The organism is Faecalimonas umbilicata, assembly GCF_004346095.1.
Classification (GTDB): Bacteria; Bacillota; Clostridia; order Lachnospirales; family Lachnospiraceae; genus Faecalimonas; species Faecalimonas umbilicata.
In genome coordinates, this window is sequence record NZ_SLZV01000032.1 from 1 (window position 1) to 18405 (window position 18405).

Sequence of the window (18405 nt, forward strand, 5' to 3'; positions counted from 1 at the left end):
TGTGGTCTTTGTCTGTTTCCATAGCAATTATTTCGTAGCCACGAGTATTGGCTATATCAAAAATCTTTTGCTTAACATCGTCAGCAATAGAACCTGTAACAACAGGGTAAAGGTGGTTTAAGTTATAGGAGATTATAACATGAATGAAATGGAACAACAACTAAGTTCATAGTATCTTAATAATTTTCCGGAAAAATTTTATAAATTACTTTTATGTTGTCTGTGGTGCGATCATGAGCAGGCGTTCTTGTTCACAGGTGACGGAGATGGCATCCTGAAGAAAGGCAGACTCACCGTCTGCATGTACCGGCATAGGAGCGCTGGTATGGATCTGGACCTGTTTGCATCGGAAGGTGTCGACGCCTTTTAGAGAGGTATGCCAGCCAAATAATCCGATTGCCATCAAAAATAATAGTTTTATCTTAGAGACATCGTGGATCATACAGAGATCTAACTTGCCGTCATTGTTCTGAGCATTCGGACAGAAGCGAAATCCTCCGCCTTCGAAAGGTTGGTTCATCACGGCGGCAAAGTGAAGCTTCTCGAAAGTGACTTCTGTTCCGTTGTCAAACGAAATGCGGCAGCGGCAGGGTTTGTGCAGCGCAAGTTCGCGCAGTGAAATAAATGCGTAGGAAAGCTTACCTAAGTGGATACGGTTCAGTAAGACTTTCAGTCTGGACACCAGAGCCTGGTGACAGATTGCGGCGTCAAAACCAATTCCGGTGCTGACGGCAAACTTCCGTATTTTTTCCGTGTCTTTTTCAGAATATTTGAGAACTCCAATGTCAACGGTTCGGTAACTGTTTGGAGACAGTATCAGTTCCAATGCTTTTTGTGGATCCGATGGGAGAGCCATTCCCTTTGCAAAATCATTTCCGGAACCGGTTGGGATATATCCCAGGATAATATGCTCCGGATGTTCTATGCCATTTAATACTTCATTGACCGTTCCGTCACCGCCTACAACAATCAGTGTTGTGCGGGAAGAGAGGTCTTTCGTAAGCTGTTGTGCAAGTTTTGTGCCATGTCCTCGGTGAGAAGTGAAATATACGCGATATAAAATGTTCCGTTCTTTCAGGAGTGTTTCTATTTCTGTCCAGATCTGGCTCGCATGTCCGGAGCGGGAAGCTGGATTTACAATAAATATGTACATGAGTCTATACTCTCCTCGTATCTGCTGTTTTTTCTCAAGTATACAACAAAAAAAGAGGAAATACTACTTTTGTTTGCTAAGATAAAGTTGACGAATAGAAGATCGAGGGATAAAATATTTATAACAGAAATATTGGTATAAAACAGAAAAGAGGAAACTATGGAACGGACAGAAAATTTGAACTTTAATCAGACAGACAGGGTGGCGGCAATCGGAAAGGCGCTTTCATCCGAAATTCGGATACAGATTTTAGAGGCACTCGAAGAACAGGAACACAATGTCAATGAGCTGGCAGAACTTCTGGAACTTCCGGCTTCTTCGACGGCAATGCATGTCCGGGTGCTGGAGGAGGCAGGATTGATCGAGACGGAACTTCGAGCGGCAGTGCGTGGTTCTATGAAGATGTGCAGGAAAAGTGTCGACAGCCTTATGATTCAGCTTCGGAAGGAAAAGGATGAAAAGGTGGAGAAGATCAGTATGCCGATCGGAAATTATGTGGATTACCATGTGGAACCGACCTGTGGAATTGTGTCAGGAGATGGACATATTGATATGGAAGATGAGCCGGCAGTATTTTACAACCCAAGAAGAGTAGAAGCAAAGCTTCTCTGGTTTGGGAATGGGTATCTGGAATATCGCTTTTCCAATGCTTCACTCAAGAAAAATACACTCCGTAAACTGGAGATTTCAGCGGAAGTATGCGCGGAGGATCATGAATATAATATGGACTATCCATCCGATATCACCGTATGGGTCAATGAGATCGAAGCAGGCACTTACGAATGTCCAAGCGATTTTGGAGGAAGAAAGGGAAGACTGACACCGAACTGGTGGCCAGAGCAGAACACGCAGTATGGAGAACTTAAAACATGGTGTTTGAAAAAAGATGGGACGTACCTTGATGGAAAGAAAGTGACGGAGCATGGGCTGGCAGAATTTAAGCTGGAAGAGCAGGAATATATTTCAGTCAGGATTGGAGTTAAAGAAGATGCGGTACACAAAGGAGGCATGAACCTGTTTGGCAATGGATTTGGAGATTATCCGCAGGACATTGTCATGAAGATGTGGTTCTCGTAATTGTGGCAGAATAGATTTTACAAAATATGGAAAAAGAAATCCGAGAATAGAAAAACAGATATACCACAGAGAAAAAATTCCTGTGGATATATCTGTTTTTTGTTGATCTTTTTTGAGACTGTTATACGGTTTTTATCTGGCTTTTCTTTGCGTCAATATCTCAGAAGCAAAGAAAGTTTTCTAGCGAGGCCGTTTTGGCATCTCCCACGCATTATGATCGGTATGAAGCAACAGATGTGCCTTGTGTGAGAGTGGTTTGCCCATAAAGTCTTCGTACAGTTTTAATACATCTTTGTTCTCGTGTGAGAATCGGATATTTGCATTTTTATCGAGGAAATACAGATTCTTTCCACGTTCAAGAGCAAGCTCCTGACCATCATGAATAGGCTGTCCGCCGCCGCCGACACATCCGCCCGGACAGGCCATGACTTCTACAAAGTCATAGTGGACATCACCGCGCTCGATCATTTCAATCAGTTGTCTGGCATTGCCAAGCCCGCTGACAACAGCTGCTCTTACAACTGTATCACCGATTGGAATCTCTGCGCAGACAGCACCGTGATTTAAGTTGTTGCTTCTGACAACAGAGAATGCATCGGCATCCGGGTTCTTTCCGGTTACGAGGAAGTATGCGGAGCGAAGCGCCGCTTCCATAACACCTCCGGTTGCCCCAAAAATAACTCCGGCGCCGGAACCATCCTGCATCAGCGTATCACAAGGGGCATCTACCAGAGTAGATGGTGCGATGTGAGCGGAGCGGATCATGCGCACTAGTTCACGGGTTGTCAGAACGATGTCAACATCATGGCCGGCATATTCTTCATAGAAGAGTTCCATATTGCGTTCGCCTTTCTTTGCAAGACAAGGCATGATCGATACCGTACAAATATTTTCCGGATCTACACCAATTGATTTCGCAAAGTATGTTTTCATGACCGCACCGAACATCTGCTGCGGAGATTTTGCGCTTGATAACTGCGGCACAAGGTGCGGATACTGGGATTTAATGAAACGGATCCATCCTGGGCAGCAGGAGGTGAACATCGGGCGGTCTTTGAGTTCGCCGTTCTGGAGCCGTTCTAAAAATTCTGCTCCTTCTTCCATGATCGTAAGGTCAGCAGAGAATGCTGTGTCAAATACATAGTCAAAACCGATCTTTCGAAGAGCATCAACGATCTTTCCGACTGTTGCCTCTTCTCGTTTCATGCCGAGTGCTTCCCCCCAGGCTGCACGAACAGCAGGTGCGATCTGTACAACAGTGACTTTTTTCTTGTCGGCAAGTGCAGACCAGACTTTTTCTGTGTCGTCGCGTTCGCGAAGTGCACCTACCGGACAGTGGGTAATGCACTGACCACAGAGCGAACAGTCCGCATCTTCAATCTTACGATTCTTTGATACGTGTACAGTTGTGCGGGATCCGGTGCTTTCTACATCCCAGATATTCAAACTCTGGATCTTGTCACAGACTTGAATACAGCGCATACATTTGATGCATTTGGAAGAATCGCGGATCAATGGGAAATCTTTGTTCCACGGAGTCTGTTCCAATTCTTGTTGAAACGGTACTTCAAGAATGTTCAGGTCATTTGCGATTTTCTGGAGAGTACAGTTTCCGCTCTTTACGCAGGTTGCACAGCGGCAGTCATGCTGAGAGAGGATCAACTCTACTGTTTTTCTCCGGTTCATGCGAACTTTCGGGCTGTTAGTGTAGATGACCATGCCCTCTTCTACTTTATTATTGCAGGAGATGATCAGTTTATCTTTGCCCTCCAGTTCGACCACGCATACACGGCAGGCGCCGATTTCGTTGATATCTTTTAAATAACATAATTTTGGAATCGGGATTCCATTATGTTCGGCGGCTTCCAGGATCGTTGTGCCGGCTGGCACAGTGATCGGTTTATTGTCGATTGTAAGATGTACAAGATTTACCATAATGTTTCTCGACCTCCTTTAAATATGCCGAAGCCGAAGTGATCACAGCGAAGGCAGCGAGATGCCTCCTGCTTTGCTTCTTGTTCGGTCATACAGATTTCTACCCCGTCAAAGTCGTGGATACGTTTACAGACTTCACGTTCTGTCATATTTACTCTTCCGCAAGGGGTTCTGTCATCCAGTCTTGGTTCCGGAATTTCTACATCAGCAGAAATGATATGGTGGAATCCAAGATATTCATCAATATTAGCTGCAACAACCTTTGCTGCTGCAATCGCTTTGATGACGGAGGCAGGACCGGTTGCACAGTCTCCACCGGCAAAAACGCCAGGGATGTTTTCAAATCCGGCATTTTTCTCGGACATGATCCGTCCACGCTGTACCGGGACACCAGCCTCTTCAAAGTGCTGGAATTCAATATCCTGTCCGATCGCAACGATCAGTGTTGTACAAGGGATAAACTGATCTTCCTCGCCGGTCGGACGTACACTTGCACGACCATCTTTGATCTTACTAATCATCTGTGGTGTGACATAAAGTCCCTGCACATGACCATTTTCATCCGTGACAATGCGGGAAGGAGATTTCAGTGTCTGCACTTCGATTCCTTCTGCAACAGCGCCTTCGATCTCTTCCGGAAGGGCAGTCATATCGGCCACACGTCTCCGGTAGACGATGCTAACTTTTTTTGCGCCGAGACGGACAGCAGTGCGGACTGCATCCATGGATACATTTCCGCCTCCGATGACAGCTACTTCCTGACCGGTTAAGTCAGTAGGATTACCGTTTCCGACATCTCTTAAGAATTTTACAGCGGAGAGAACTCCTTCTGATTGTTCTCCGTCGATTCCAAGCTTCTTGTCTGTACTTGCACCGATTGTGATCAGGACAGCATCATATTGTTCGCGAAGGCTTTGTACAGTAATATCTTCGCCGATTCTAAGTCCGTGTTTTACTTCCACGCCGGTTTCCAGGATTGCCTCAATATCCTTATCAAGCTGCTCTTTCGGAAGACGGTAATTTGGGATTCCATAGCGGAGCATACCGCCAAGTTTTGGAAGCATCTCATAAACAGTCACCTGATGTCCCATCAGCTGAAGGAAGTAAGCACTGCTAAGTCCTCCAGGACCGCCTCCTACGACAGCAACTTTCTTGCCGGTAGATTTGGCGCATTTCGGAGGTGGAACCTTTCCGGAAAAATCTGCGGCAACGCGCTTCAGTCCGCGGATATTGATGGAGTCGTCTACCATGTTGCGACGGCATCTGGCTTCGCAAGGATGCTCACAGATATATCCGCATGTAGTTGGAAATGGGTTGTCTTTGCGGATCAGTCGTACTGCATCTGCATAGCGGCCTTCTCCTACAAGTGCGATGTATCCAGGGATATCAACCTTTGCCGGACAGAGCGAAACACAAGGTACTGGTTGGTGGAACGTGCAGGTACAGCGTCCCTGACGGATATGTTCTTCGTAGTCTTCCCGGTAGCCGATCAGGCCTTTGTATACCATATGTGCGGCTTCATAGCCGATTGCACAGTCAGCAGAATCCATGATGGAAAGCGCAAGATCTTCCATCAGATCAAGTGTTTTCAGAGTTGCCTTTCCGTCAAGAACATCTGTGATCAGATTTTTAAGCTGTCCAAGTCCGATACGGCAAGGGACACACTTTCCACAAGTCTGTGCATGACAAAGTTCCAGAAATGCTCTGGATATGTCGACCGGACATAAGCCCGGAGGACTGGATTCGATCCTTCTCTCGAGGTCTTTGTAGAGACCTTCCACAACAAGCTGGGCCTTATCCGGAGTCGAAATCTCAAGTCTGCTCATAATATCACCTCTCATAAATATTTGTCGTTTTGAGTTTATAGAAAGCTTCTTCCATCGAAAAGAAAATTTATATAAAGCAAAAAAGACTCTCTTACAGCGATTGTAACTTATGCTGAATAAAAAAGCAATAAAAGTTAAAAGATAGTCAAAATTGTTAATAAACAGACAAGAGCAACAAAAAATCCTTTGACACTCCTGCGATCTATGATATAATAAACAGAGAAAGTGTTTTAAAACAAGAATATTAAAACAAAAGAAAGGAAAAAGAAGAATGACGGCAAAATTAGTGGAGAAATTTCAGGAACTTTTTGGCGCGGAAGGAGATATCCGCACTTACTTTGCACCTGGGCGCGTGAATTTGATCGGAGAACATACAGATTACAATGGGGGACACGTGTTTCCATGTGCACTGACACTTGGAACATATGGGATTGCAAGGAAGAGAGAAGATAATAAGCTTCGGTTTTACTCAGTAAATTTTGAACGGCTTGGAGTGATCGAATCATCTCTGGAGGATCTGAAACCATACAAAGCTGCAGAGTGGACGAACTATCCAAAGGGAGTGATGTGGGCATTTGAGGAGAGAGGATACAAATTGCCGAACGGACTGGATATTTTATTATATGGAAATATTCCAAACGGTTCCGGATTGTCTTCTTCTGCTTCCTTAGAAGTGTTGACGGGCGTGATTTTAAAAGATATGTTTGGATTTGATGTCTCTATGACAGATATTGCTCTGATCGGACAGTTTTCAGAGAATAATTTTAATGGATGCAATTGCGGAATCATGGATCAGTTTGCGAGTGCAATGGGAAAGAAGGACAATGCGATTTTCCTTGATACGAATACACTTCAGTATGAATATGCACCGGTTGTTCTGGAAGATGCGAAGATTGTTATCATCAACAGCAAAGTAAAACATAGTCTTGTAGATTCTGCTTACAATGACAGAAGAAACGAGTGCGAGACGGCGTTGAAGGAATTGCAGGAAGTGGTTGCTGTGCAGACATTGGGAGATTTGACAGAGGAAGCATTTGAGAAGCATAAAGATGCAATCAAAAGCGAAATCAGACAGAAGAGAGCAAGACATGCTGTTTATGAAAATCAGAGAACGATCCGTGCGGTGGAAGCTCTGAAAGAAAATCGAATTGAAGAATTTGGAAAACTGATGAACGAGTCACACAGATCACTGAGAGATGACTATGAAGTTTCTTGTAAAGAGATCGATATTCTCGTGGATCTTGCATGGGAAACAGAAGGTGTGATCGGATCTCGTATTACAGGAGGCGGATTCGGCGGATGTACGGTCAGCATTGTGAAAAACGAAGCAGTCGATGGATTTATTAAAAACATCGGAGAGCAGTATCTTGCAAAAGTCGGACATGAGGCAGAATTTTATGTAGTGGACATCGGAGACGGTGCAAGAGTGCTGAATGGATAAGTCTGATTGAAAAGCGGACAGGAAATAGGATGAGTTTTAGGAGAGAAAATATGTTATCAGAAAATATTAAAAGATTAGTACAGTATGGGATCGATGCAGGATTGACACCGGAGTGCGAGCGAATCTACACAACAAATCTTCTGCTGGAATTATTTCATGAAGATGACTATGAAGAAGTAGAAGTAAACGGGGAAAAAGAGTTAGAAGAGATCTTAGGGGAACTGTTGGATGAGGCGTGCAGTCGTGGAATCATCGAGAACAGTGTAGTATATAGGGATCTGTTCGATACGAAGATGATGAACTGCCTGATGCCTCGTCCGGCGCAGGTGCAGGAGACTTTCTGGAAGAAATATGAGGAATCTCCGGAAGCTGCCACAGATTATTACTATAAGCTGAGCCAGGACAGCGATTACATCCGTCGTTACCGGGTAAAGAAAGACTGGAAATGGACGGTGGACAGCCCATATGGTGAGATTGATATTACGATCAACTTGTCAAAACCGGAGAAAGATCCAAAGGCGATCGCAGCGGCAAAAAATGCGAAAGCAAGCAGTTATCCAAAATGTCTGCTCTGTGTGGAAAATGAAGGATATGCAGGAAGAGTCAATCATCCGGCAAGGGAAAATCATAGAATCATGCCGATCACAGTCAATGACAGTGCATGGGGATTCCAGTATTCTCCATACGTATACTACAACGAACACTGTATCGTATTTAATGGAAAACACACACCGATGAAGATCGAGAAGGAAACATTTATGAAATTATTTGATTTCGTAAAATTATTCCCGCACTATTTCCTTGGATCCAATGCAGATCTTCCAATCGTAGGAGGATCGATTTTAAGCCACGATCATTTTCAGGGAGGACATTACACATTTGCGATGGCGAAAGCTCCAATCGAAAAACATTTTGAAGTAAAAGGCTTTGAAGATGTGGAGAGTGGAATCGTAAAATGGCCACTGTCAGTGATCCGTTTAAGAAGCAAGGATGAGAAGCGGCTGATCGAACTGGGAACACATATCCTTGATGCATGGAGAGGCTATACAGACGAAGAAGCATTCGTATTTGCAGAGACAGACGGAGAACCACATAATACGATCACACCGATCGCAAGAAAGGTCGGGGAGATCTATGAACTGGATCTGACGCTCCGCAACAATATTACTACAGAGGAACATCCGCTTGGGCTGTATCATCCACATGCCGAGTATCACAATATTAAAAAAGAAAATATCGGATTGATCGAAGTAATGGGACTGGCAGTATTGCCGTCCAGATTGAAACAAGAACTGGAGACACTTGCAGAGTACATTGTAGAGGGCAAGGACATTTCTGAAAATGAAATGATCGAGAAACATACAAAATGGGTAGAGAAATTCCTGCCGAAGTATGATACAATTACAAAAGAGAATGTAATGGACATTTTAAAAGAAGAAGTCGGAATTGTCTTTACAAAAGTATTAGAAGATGCAGGTGTTTACAAGTGTACAGAAGAAGGAAGAACAGCGTTTGCAAGATTCCTGAACACATTATAAGAAATAGAAGGCAGGCTGCATGTCAAAGATGCAGCCTGTTTTTTTCTGGAAAAAATCATTGAAAGCACCAGGCAGAGAACCTATGCAAAATGTGAATGGCAGACAGAAGGAGAGGAAATATGCCGTATAAAATTATGCTGGTAGATGATGAGGAAGAAGTCCGCACAAGCATTATCCGTAAGATGGATTGGGAAGCGCTGGGATTTCATGTAGTGGGAGATGCAGAGAATGGGGAAGACGCACTTGAGAAGATCCATATTCTTGATCCGGATGTGATTATCACGGATATTCACATGCCATATATGGATGGACTTCAGCTTGCAGAGACAGTGAAAGAAAAATATCCGGGGAAGGAGGTTGTTATCTTTTCTGGCTACAATGATTTTGAATATGCGAAGCAGGCGATGAAGTGCGGGGTGACAGAGTACATTTTAAAACCGGTAAACAGTGAGGAATTAGGGGAGATTCTTCAGCGGATCCGCGAGAAAAGAGACAAGTATCTTGAGCAGCAGAGAGACATCCGGATTTTAAGAGAGAATTATCGGAAGAATTTTCCGATTTTAAAAGAAAAGTTTTTAAATGACTGGATGGAAGAAAAAATCGTCAAGGAAGAGTTCTATGAGAAGCTGGAGGAATATGTTCCGGAGATTCGGGATTCTGATAGGTGGATCGTTGCGATGTTTTGTATTGAACGGGAAGAAACCGTAGAGGGAGGTGCAGTGGTAGAGGAAAAAGAATTGCACCAGGTGTCAGTGGAAAAAGTAATCGATGAATATTTGACAGAAAAGTACCCATTTGCACGATTTATCTGTGAGAAGGAGATCGGAGTAGTGATTGCGCTTTCACAGGAGCAGACGGTCAACGAACTGCTCGGCGTGTTTGACCAGATTCAAAAAGTATGCAGACAAGTGTTTGGACTTCAGATTTCCATCGGAGTCGGAAGCAGGAAACAGTGGATCAGACAGGTGCCGCAATCGTTTATGGAAGCAAAGGAGGCAAGTGGATACCGGGCAGTTCCGGATATGGGAAGTGTGATCTATATTCGAGATGTGGAGCCAAAGAAGACGGAGACACTGATTTTTGAGGAGCAGGAGAAAAATGCGCTGATCCATGCAGTCAAATTTGAACAGGAAGAGGAGATCGCGTGTGAACTTACGAAGATTATCGGACGGATTGCAGATGGGAAGATTTACTCCAGGCAATGTAAGAGCTATGTCATCAGTGTATTGAATAGTATTTTGCAGGTGGTATGGAGCAATGAACTGGAAGAACAGAGGATTTTTGGATATGGCACAGACTGCTATGAACAGGTGCTGCATATGAAGACGACAGAGGAAGTAGAGCAGTTTCTTCTGAAACTTTGCTGTGAGATCCATACGCAGCTTGTGCAGAGAAGAGAAAATATGACGATTGATATCATTAAGGAGGCAAAAGAGTACATCCAGGAGAATTATGCCAATCCAGAACTGTCTGTTGAGATGTTGTGCAGCAGTCTGCATCTGAGTCCATCTTATTTTTCTACTGTATTTAAGAAGGAAACCGGACAAAATTATGTTGCCTATCTGACGGATGTACGGTTAAATAAAGCGGTGGAATTGTTGAATCATACAGATGACAAGACGTATATCATTGCTGCGAAAGTCGGATATCCGGAGCCCAATTATTTCAGTTATGTCTTTAAAAAGAAATTTGGTGTATCACCAAGCAAATACAAAGGAAAATCATAATGAATAGAAAATTTTATCAGAAGTGGAACGCATTTTATTCAAAGGTCAGCCTGCGCTATGTGATCTGGGGGGCATTTACACTCACAGCGCTTCTCGGTGCAGTGCTGATGGGGACTTCTTTTTATAACCGATTTTCGCTTCAGCTTCAGGGAATTGTCGAAAAGCAGAATCGGGCGCTGATTGAACAGGTCAATAATACGTTGACATCAGAACTGCGGAATATTATGAGAATTTCAGATTCTCTTTACTTTTCGGTTTTGAAGTCTGAGGAGAATGTTCCGGTAGAAGAGGGCTTTGCGCTTTTGTACGATACGAACAAGTCGTCCATCCAGAACATTGCCCTGTTTTCCAAAGAAGGGGACTTACTCGTTTCCGCACCGGCAGCAAAATTAAAGCCCGGGGTAGATGTGACGAAGGAAGCGTGGTTTCAGAATGCAGTGACACAGACAGAAAATCAGCATTTTTCCAGGCCGCATGTACAGAATTTGTTTGTCAACAGCAAGGGGAATTACGCACATGTACTGACGTTGAGCAGGATGGTGCAGGTGCCTGATGCCTATGAGGTGCAGGATGGTGTGCTTTTGATCGATCTGAAATACGAACAGCTGGAGAGTATTTTCAAAAATGTTTCCCTTGGGGAAGAAGGGTATATTTATCTGGTAGACGGAGCGGGGAATTTAATTTATCATCCGCAGCAGCAGCTGATCCTGGATGGGATTGAGCAGGAAAATCATGAGAAAGCATCGGCATACAAAGATGGGGTTCATGATGAGGTGTTTGAGGGACAGCATCGGAAGGTGACAATCAAGTCTGTCGGGTATACAGGATGGAAAATTGTCGGGGTGGTTTCTGATAAGGCGGCACAGCTTTCCACAGTAAAAAATATTATTTTCCTGATCGCGCTTGTCATGTCTTTTATGTTGATCTTGTCAATTATCAACTCTTATATATCAAAGAAAGTGACGATCCCTATCGAGCATCTGGAAGGCGCTGTGAAGCGGATTGCGGAGGGGGATCTGGAAACAACGATCGAGGAGCGCGGAGCATATGAAATCAGTCATCTGGGACGTTCGATTCGCAAGATGAAAGTGCGGATCAAGAAATTGATGGAAGATATTGTGAGGGAGCAGGAGATCCAGAGAAAGAACGAACTGGATACACTTCAGTCACAGATCAATCCACATTTTCTTTATAACACACTGGATATTGTCGTGTGGATGGTCGAGAATGAGAAACCACAGGATGCAGTACGCGCACTGACGGCTCTTGCACGTTTTTTCCGAATTGGATTGAGCAAAGGGAAGACGATCATTACAGTCCGGGATGAGATCGAACATGTCAAAAATTACCTGACGATTCAGAAGATGCGTTATAAAAATAAGTTTGAATATTACTTTGAGGTGGAGGAGGAAGTCCTTGAGCTATCTACGCTGAAGCTGATCCTGCAGCCGATTGTAGAAAATGCAGTTGCTTATGGAATGGAGTTTCAAGATGGAGATGGAGAAGTTTTTATCAAAGCATATTTGAAAGAAGAAAAGTTGATTTTTCAAGTTGTGGATAATGGTCCGGGAATTATGCCGGAGCGTCTGGAAGAGATTCGCGCGGGGAAAGTTGTCTCTTCGAAGAAAGGTTCGGGGATCGGTATGCGAAATGTCGGAGAGCGGATCCAGCTTGCATATGGAAAAGAATATGGAATCCAAATCGAGTCGGAGCCGGACGAAGGCACTTGTATTACATTGACACAGCCTAAAATAGCGTATGGGCAGGAGGGAGAATTGCTGTGAAGAAAGCAGAAAAAATAGGAATTATCGCGGCGCTCTGTGGAATTATCCTTCTATTTTTAATTGCATCCACAGATTTTGTGTTGGAAGAGAACCGAAAAGAAGTGTATACCATTGCATTTGTGACTGACGGAAGTGCAGATGACCGCTTTCAATCCCTCCGGAAGGGTATGGAGAAGGCTGCGAAGAAGTGGAATGTAGATCTAGTTGTGGATGCACCATATCTCAGTGGAAATGCTGCAGAGCAGGAGGCTGCGATCGAAGAGGCGGTGGAAAATGGCGCGCAGGCGGTGATCACAGTGCCGGCAGACCAGGTACAGATGGAAAAATTTCTGGATCAGAGCAAGCTTCAGGTTCCGGTGATCACGCTGGAAAAGGAGCTTCATTCGGAAAAAAAATTTGGAGCCTATATTTATGACAGTGAAAAGTCAGCAAAAAAGCTGGCGAGAGCTGTACTAGAAGAAAAGAAAGACGCAAGCGTTGCTCTTTATGCATCAGATGTCTCGGCAAAAGAGACTGCAAATTGTCTGGATATATTAGAAAAAGAATTGGAAGACGGAGGCTGCACTGTGATCCGCAGACAGTACCGTCAAGGATTTGAAATTGAAGGAGAAGTTGTCGTTGCAGCAGATCCATACACGTTTTCGCAAATCGTCAATTTACAGAAAATTCCCGACAGGCTTTACGGAATTGGCTGTTCGAACAAGATGCTGACTTTGCTTGAAGAAGGAAAAGTGTGTGCGGCAGTGATCTGCAACGAATATGACAAAGGATATCTGAGCGTGGAGGCGGCGATGAAAAGTATCCAGAATGGGACGAGACAGCGGACAGTAAAGATGGAGCAGGTGCTTGTAAGACAGGAAAATCTCTACGACAAAGAATATGAGGCATTGTTGTTTCCAATTTCATAGTGGAAGGTCAGGGATAAGTGATGAGAGAGTACAAAAAGTGGAAAACACAGATGGGGCTTTTGGCGGTGGCAGTGGCAGTGATCTGTGTGGCAGCAGCGGGCATTTCAAGAAGAAAAGAAAAACAGAAAGAAGAGGACACACTCAAAGTCGGGATCTCGATTTATCAAAGTGATGATACTTATGTAAATTTGTTGACGAAAAAAATAGAGCGGCAGTTGAAAGCATGCGAGAAGCAGCAGGGGATCAAGATTCATTGCAAGATTGTATCCGCAGAAAATGATCAGAATGAACAAAATGAGCAGGTGGAACATTTCGCAGCGCTTGCGTATGATGTCATCTGTGTCAATGCAGTGGATCGGACAAATGTGTCGACGATGATCGATCGTGCGGAGGAATCAGAGATCCCTCTGATTTTCTTTAACCGCCAGCCGGTACAGGATGATCTGAGAAAAGGGCAGCATATTTATTATGTAGGATCAGATGCACAGGAGTCCGGGAGATTGCAGGGAGAGCTTGTGGCATCAGTATATCGAAAGGATCCTGCGGTGTTGGATAAGAACGGAGACGGGGTTGTAGGGTATGCCGTTTTAGAGGGGGAGACCGGGCATCAGGATGCCATTATCCGTTCCGAGTGGTCAGTAAAGACAATGACATCTTCTGGAGTTCCTGCAAAAAGGATCACAGGAGGGGTTGCAAACTGGATGAAAGAGCAGGCGGCAGCAATCGTTGGACGGTGGCTGAAGGAAGAAGAGGGGGAGCTGGAACTGATTTTATGTAACAATGATGATATGGCACTTGGCGCCATCGAGACACTTCGCCAGGAGGGCAGGACAGATATCAGTGTGGTAGGCATCGATGGCACGGAGGAAGGGCTTATGGCAGTCAGAGACGGGAAGATGCTTGGAACCGTGAAGGCAGACTCTGACATTTATGCGGAATATATTGCGCGCATGGTATGCGGGCTAAAAAAAGAAGGAACGGTGCCAAAGGAAATCTTGGAAGGACATGATCGGGAAGTATGGATTCCATGGGAAATTAAGATCTGTCCAGAATTGGAAGAATAGAGAGTGTAAATCTGCACAAATATATCGTATAAAAATTATATAAAATGTTTAAAATGATGATAAAATCAAAGAAAATTCATAGAATACCATAGAAATCTGTATGGAATCCTATGAATTTTTTGCTTATAATATAGTCATCAAGAACAAGAGTCGTGTTTTTAAAGGAGGAAAAAACTATGAAAAAGAAAATCGTATGTGGAATGTTATGTGCAGCAATGTCACTTTCATTACTTGCAGGCTGCGGCGGAGGCAGTGATGAAGGCGGAAAAGATGCAAAGAAAGACGGAGACGCAATCAAATTAGGTGTTCTCGTATACAAATATGATGATACATACATTTCTACAGTACGTTCTGCAATCGAAAAATATGCAAAAGAAGCAGATGTTGAGATTAAACTGGATATGCAGGATGGACAGGGAGACCAGTCAAAGCAGAATGACCAGTTAGACGTTCTGATTTCTAAAGGAGTAGATGCACTTCTGATCAATGCAGTTGATACAGGTTCTGCACAGGGACTTGCAGATAAGGCGAAAGCAGCAGACATTCCGGCAGTATTCTTTAACAGAGAGCCTGCAAAAGAAGTTGTAGAATCTTGTGAAGGTATCTTCGTTGGAACAACAGCTTCAGAAGCTGGTGTAATGCAGGGAGATATGCTTGCTGATATGTATGAGGCAGACAAAGAAGCAATCGACAAAAATGGAGATGGAAAGATCCAGTATATCGTATTCAAAGGAGAACCAGGTAACCCAGAAGCTGAGGCACGTACAGAATATGCTGTAAAACAGGCAGAGGAACGTGGACTTGTGATGGACAATATGGGAATCGAACCACTTGTTGCAAACTGGATGACAGACCAGGCTCAGACACAGATGGAAGCTCAGATGTCTGCAAACGGAGATAAGATTGAAGCTGTATTCTGTAACAACGATGACATGGCACTTGGAGCAATCGCTGGTATCAATGGAAAATCAGATGCTCCGGTATTCGGTGTGGATGCAACAGAAGCTGGTATGGAAGCAATCAAATCAGGAAAAATGGCTGGTACTGTAAAACAGGATGGAGATGCAATGGGTAAAGCACTTGTTGCAATCGGTGCAAATGCAGCTCAGGGTAAAGACTTTATTGAAGGAACAGATTACGAAATGGCAGAAGACGGATTCTCAGTTCGTATTCCATATGCACCTATTACAAAATAGTTTTAAGATTCATTTGTAACATGTAACAAATAACTGAGGTGGTGCAGGAGGCAATGATTCTTGTACCACCTCTCATAGAGTGTATCAAAGGAAAGAGATATGCTCTGGAGTGTATTTGAAAGTTCTTTTCCGCAATTTTCAAACGCACTTCGCAGTATGAGGAAGAGTGGTGAGCGAAAAAATGTCAGAATATATTCTGGAAATGACGAACATTGAAAAGCAGTTCCCAGGTGTCAAAGCACTCGATAAAGCAAATTTAATGCTGAAAAAAGGAAGCGTCCACGCTCTTATGGGAGAGAATGGAGCAGGAAAAAGTACATTAATGAAATGTCTGTTCGGTGTCTATGTAGAGGATGCCGGGGAGATCAAAATTGATGGGAAACCAGTGCGTTTTACAAATCCGAAGCAAGCGCTTGACAATGGGGTGGCAATGGTACATCAGGAGCTGAACCAGGTATTGCGGCGCAGCGTAATGGAGAACCTGTGGCTTGGAAGATTCATTAAAAAGGGTGGCTTTATTGACGATAAGAAATGCTACGAGGAGACAAAGAAAATTTTTGAGGATCTTGATATTGATGTAGATCCAAAAACAATCATCGGTGAGCTATCTGTCTCACAGCGGCAGATGGTAGAGATTGCGAAAGCAGTATCTTACGATGCCAAGATCCTTGTACTTGATGAGCCTACATCTTCCCTGACTAAGGAAGAAGTTGGACATTTATTTAGGATCATCAACCGTCTGCGCGATCGTGGAGTTGGTATGGTATATATTTCCCACAAGATGGAAGAGATTCTGGAGATTTCGGATGACGTTACGATCATGCGTGATGGAAAATGGATCGCAACAAAGTCTGCAAAAGATATCACAATGGATGAAATCATCAAGTTGATGGTAGGTCGAGACCTGACGGAACGTTTCCCGGAGAAGACTAATAAGCCGGGAGAAGTGTTGATGAAAGTAGAAGGGCTGACTGGAAAATATATGCCAAGCTGTATCGATGCTTCTTTTGAACTGAGAAAAGGAGAAGTGCTTGGTGTCGCAGGGCTTGTAGGTTCCAGAAGAACAGAGTTGCTTGAGACGATTTTCGGAATTGCACACAGAGAAAGCGGAAAGATCGAACTGCATGGAAAGGAAATCTACAATAAGGATTCCCGTCAGGCGATTAAAAATGGATTTGCACTTCTGACAGAAGAACGGCGTGCAACTGGTATCATTCCGCTTCAGAGTATTACGTTTAATGCAGTACTTGCAAACATGAAGTCTTATCTGAAATGTGGTCTTCTCTCTACAAAGAAGATGGAGAAAGATGCCAAATGGGTGATTGACAGTATGCATGTGAAGACACCTTCGTCTAAGACACATATCAAATCTCTCTCAGGAGGAAATCAGCAGAAAGTCATTATTGGACGCTGGCTTCTGACAGAGCCGGAAGTGCTGCTTCTGGATGAACCGACAAGAGGTATCGATGTCGGTGCAAAATTTGAGATTTATCAGCTGATCAATGATCTTGCCGCAAAAGGCAAAGGAGTCATGGTAGTTTCTTCAGAAATGCCGGAGCTGATCGGTATCTGTGACCGTATCCTTGTTATGAGTAACGGTCGTGTGGCAGGTATCTTAGATATGAAGAAGGATTATCACGGACAGGAGCAGGAAGAAATCATGCGACTGGCTGCAAAATACATTTAACACAGGGGGTGTCGACGTGGAAAAGAAAAAATTTAATCTCAACGAATTTTTATTAAACTATGCGTTATACATAATTTTAGGATTGATGATCATCGTAGTCATCATCATTGAACCGGGATTTTTACATCCGTCAAACTTTATTAAGATTTTAACCCAGGCGTCTACAAGAGGTATTCTTGCACTCGGTGTTGCAGGTATGATCGTACTTGCCGGAACCGACCTCTCTGCAGGACGTATCCTTGGATGTTGTGCTGCTGTATCAGCTTCTCTTGTACAGGCAACAACATATGCTTCCAGAATGTATCCGGAGATTACAAAAGATCTTCCGTTAATCTTACCACTGGCAGCAAGTATTCTGATCGGTGTTGCGTTCTGTGCGCTCAACGGATTTGGTGTTGCAAAATTAAACTTGCATGCATTTATCGTCAGCTTAGGTACACAGACAATCGCATTTGGTGCAACATGTATTTATATTGACAGCCAGGAAGGCGGAGCACAGGCATTGTCTTCTTTCAATGAAAAATTCTTGAACTTTGTCAACGGATCTTTCAAGATCGGAAGCTTCGAACTTCCATACCTGATCATTTATTTTGCACTTTCTGCAGCAGTTATGTGGGTGATCTGGAATAAGACAACACTTGGAAAAAATATGTTTGCAATCGGTGGAAATAAAGAAGCTGCCGCAGTATCCGGTGTAAATATTACAAAAAACATTATGGGTGTATATCTTGTAGCCGGTGTGCTCTACGGACTTGCAGCTTTCTTAGAGGCAGGACGTATCCAGTCTGTCAATACAGGTACAGGTTTAAACTATGACCTGGATGCGATTTCAGGTTGTGTAATCGGTGGTGTATCATTCAACGGTGGTGTTGGTACAATCCCGGGAGTTGTTCTTGGTGTAGTTCTTCTTCAGGTAATCAACTACAGCTTTAACTTCCTTGGAATCAACCCATACTTGCAATATATCATCAAAGGTATTATCATTATCCTTGCAGTATCCATCGACGTAAGAAAGTATCTTGCAAAGAAATAAAAGATAGAAGGACAATAGCAATTCCTCATGTAAATC

The 18405-nt window shown here is 43.7% G+C and carries 13 protein-coding genes and 1 pseudogene; 10 read left to right on the forward strand and 4 right to left on the reverse strand.

The window, feature by feature from the left end; all coding sequences use genetic code 11:
- Positions 1-145, reverse strand: a pseudogene (locus EDD74_RS15755) (IS200/IS605 family transposase); the annotation flags it as partial.
- Between the two features lie 66 nt (positions 146-211).
- Positions 212-1153, reverse strand: a complete 942-nt coding sequence (locus EDD74_RS12775) for a diacylglycerol/lipid kinase family protein (RefSeq protein WP_116441638.1) — start codon at positions 1151-1153, stop codon at positions 212-214.
- Positions 1154-1312: 159 nt separating this feature from the next.
- On the opposite strand from EDD74_RS12775, the gene EDD74_RS12780 reads away from it, so the two are divergent.
- Positions 1313-2230 carry an ArsR/SmtB family transcription factor gene (locus EDD74_RS12780; protein WP_008976600.1) on the forward strand — a complete coding sequence of 306 codons (918 nt, stop codon included), beginning with the start codon at positions 1313-1315 and terminating at the stop codon, positions 2228-2230.
- Between the two features lie 180 nt (positions 2231-2410).
- Here EDD74_RS12780 and EDD74_RS12785 read toward each other — a convergent pair whose 3' ends face one another.
- Entirely contained in the window at positions 2411-4165 is a 1755-nt protein-coding gene (locus tag EDD74_RS12785; RefSeq protein ID WP_008976599.1) for a [FeFe] hydrogenase, group A, read from the reverse strand.
- A complete protein-coding gene (locus EDD74_RS12790; RefSeq protein WP_008976598.1) occupies positions 4159-5991 on the reverse strand; it encodes an NAD(P)-binding protein in 1833 nt (610 codons plus the stop codon). The genes EDD74_RS12785 and EDD74_RS12790 overlap by 7 nt, the downstream gene beginning before the upstream one ends.
- A gap of 271 nt (positions 5992-6262) precedes the next feature.
- On the opposite strand from EDD74_RS12790, the gene EDD74_RS12795 reads away from it, so the two are divergent.
- The 9 genes from EDD74_RS12795 to mglC all read left to right on the forward strand — a co-directional run bounded on the left by EDD74_RS12795 (position 6263) and on the right by mglC (position 18369).
- A complete protein-coding gene (locus tag EDD74_RS12795) occupies positions 6263-7432 on the forward strand; it encodes a galactokinase (RefSeq protein ID WP_008976597.1) in 1170 nt (389 codons plus the stop codon).
- A 50-nt stretch (positions 7433-7482) separates the two neighbouring features.
- On the forward strand, positions 7483-8970 hold the full coding sequence (gene galT, locus EDD74_RS12800; RefSeq protein WP_008976596.1) for a UDP-glucose--hexose-1-phosphate uridylyltransferase: 1488 nt from the start codon (positions 7483-7485) through the stop codon (positions 8968-8970).
- A 119-nt stretch (positions 8971-9089) separates the two neighbouring features.
- A complete protein-coding gene (locus EDD74_RS12805; protein ID WP_116441639.1) occupies positions 9090-10697 on the forward strand; it encodes a response regulator in 1608 nt (535 codons plus the stop codon).
- The gene (locus tag EDD74_RS12810; RefSeq protein WP_008976594.1) at positions 10697-12481 is read left to right on the forward strand and encodes a sensor histidine kinase; all 1785 of its coding nucleotides are present in this window, start codon (positions 10697-10699) and stop codon (positions 12479-12481) included. The genes EDD74_RS12805 and EDD74_RS12810 overlap by 1 nt, the downstream gene beginning before the upstream one ends.
- Complete coding sequence (locus EDD74_RS12815; protein ID WP_116441640.1) at positions 12478-13389, forward strand: sugar ABC transporter substrate-binding protein; 912 nt, start codon at positions 12478-12480, stop codon at positions 13387-13389. Before EDD74_RS12810 ends, EDD74_RS12815 begins: the two co-directional genes overlap by 4 nt.
- Before the next feature lie 20 nt (positions 13390-13409).
- Entirely contained in the window at positions 13410-14453 is a 1044-nt protein-coding gene (locus EDD74_RS12820; RefSeq protein ID WP_116441641.1) for a galactose ABC transporter substrate-binding protein, read from the forward strand.
- 176 nt (positions 14454-14629) lie between these two features.
- A complete protein-coding gene (locus EDD74_RS12825) occupies positions 14630-15649 on the forward strand; it encodes a galactose ABC transporter substrate-binding protein (RefSeq protein ID WP_008976591.1) in 1020 nt (339 codons plus the stop codon).
- A gap of 181 nt (positions 15650-15830) precedes the next feature.
- Entirely contained in the window at positions 15831-17336 is a 1506-nt protein-coding gene (locus tag EDD74_RS12830; RefSeq protein WP_008976590.1) for a sugar ABC transporter ATP-binding protein, read from the forward strand.
- Positions 17337-17352: 16 nt separating this feature from the next.
- Complete coding sequence (gene mglC, locus EDD74_RS12835) at positions 17353-18369, forward strand: galactose/methyl galactoside ABC transporter permease MglC (RefSeq protein ID WP_008976589.1); 1017 nt, start codon at positions 17353-17355, stop codon at positions 18367-18369.
- Positions 18370-18405: the final 36 nt, after the last annotated feature.

Bases quoted from the DNA above. Each gene is read 5' to 3' on its own strand.
- EDD74_RS12785 (WP_008976599.1), bottom strand. From the start codon at position 4,165: ATGGTAAATCTTGTACATCTTACAATCGACAATAAACCGATCACTGTG.
- EDD74_RS12810 (WP_008976594.1), top strand. From the start codon at position 10,697: ATGAATAGAAAATTTTATCAGAAGTGGAACGCATTTTATTCAAAGGTC.
- EDD74_RS12780 (WP_008976600.1), top strand. From the start codon at position 1,313: ATGGAACGGACAGAAAATTTGAACTTTAATCAGACAGACAGGGTGGCG.
- EDD74_RS12790 (WP_008976598.1), bottom strand. From the start codon at position 5,991: ATGAGCAGACTTGAGATTTCGACTCCGGATAAGGCCCAGCTTGTTGTG.
- EDD74_RS12820 (WP_116441641.1), top strand. From the start codon at position 13,410: ATGAGAGAGTACAAAAAGTGGAAAACACAGATGGGGCTTTTGGCGGTG.
- EDD74_RS12795 (WP_008976597.1), top strand. From the start codon at position 6,263: ATGACGGCAAAATTAGTGGAGAAATTTCAGGAACTTTTTGGCGCGGAA.
- EDD74_RS12830 (WP_008976590.1), top strand. From the start codon at position 15,831: ATGTCAGAATATATTCTGGAAATGACGAACATTGAAAAGCAGTTCCCA.
- EDD74_RS12825 (WP_008976591.1), top strand. From the start codon at position 14,630: ATGAAAAAGAAAATCGTATGTGGAATGTTATGTGCAGCAATGTCACTT.
- galT (WP_008976596.1), top strand. From the start codon at position 7,483: ATGTTATCAGAAAATATTAAAAGATTAGTACAGTATGGGATCGATGCA.
- EDD74_RS12775 (WP_116441638.1), bottom strand. From the start codon at position 1,153: ATGTACATATTTATTGTAAATCCAGCTTCCCGCTCCGGACATGCGAGC.
- EDD74_RS12805 (WP_116441639.1), top strand. From the start codon at position 9,090: ATGCCGTATAAAATTATGCTGGTAGATGATGAGGAAGAAGTCCGCACA.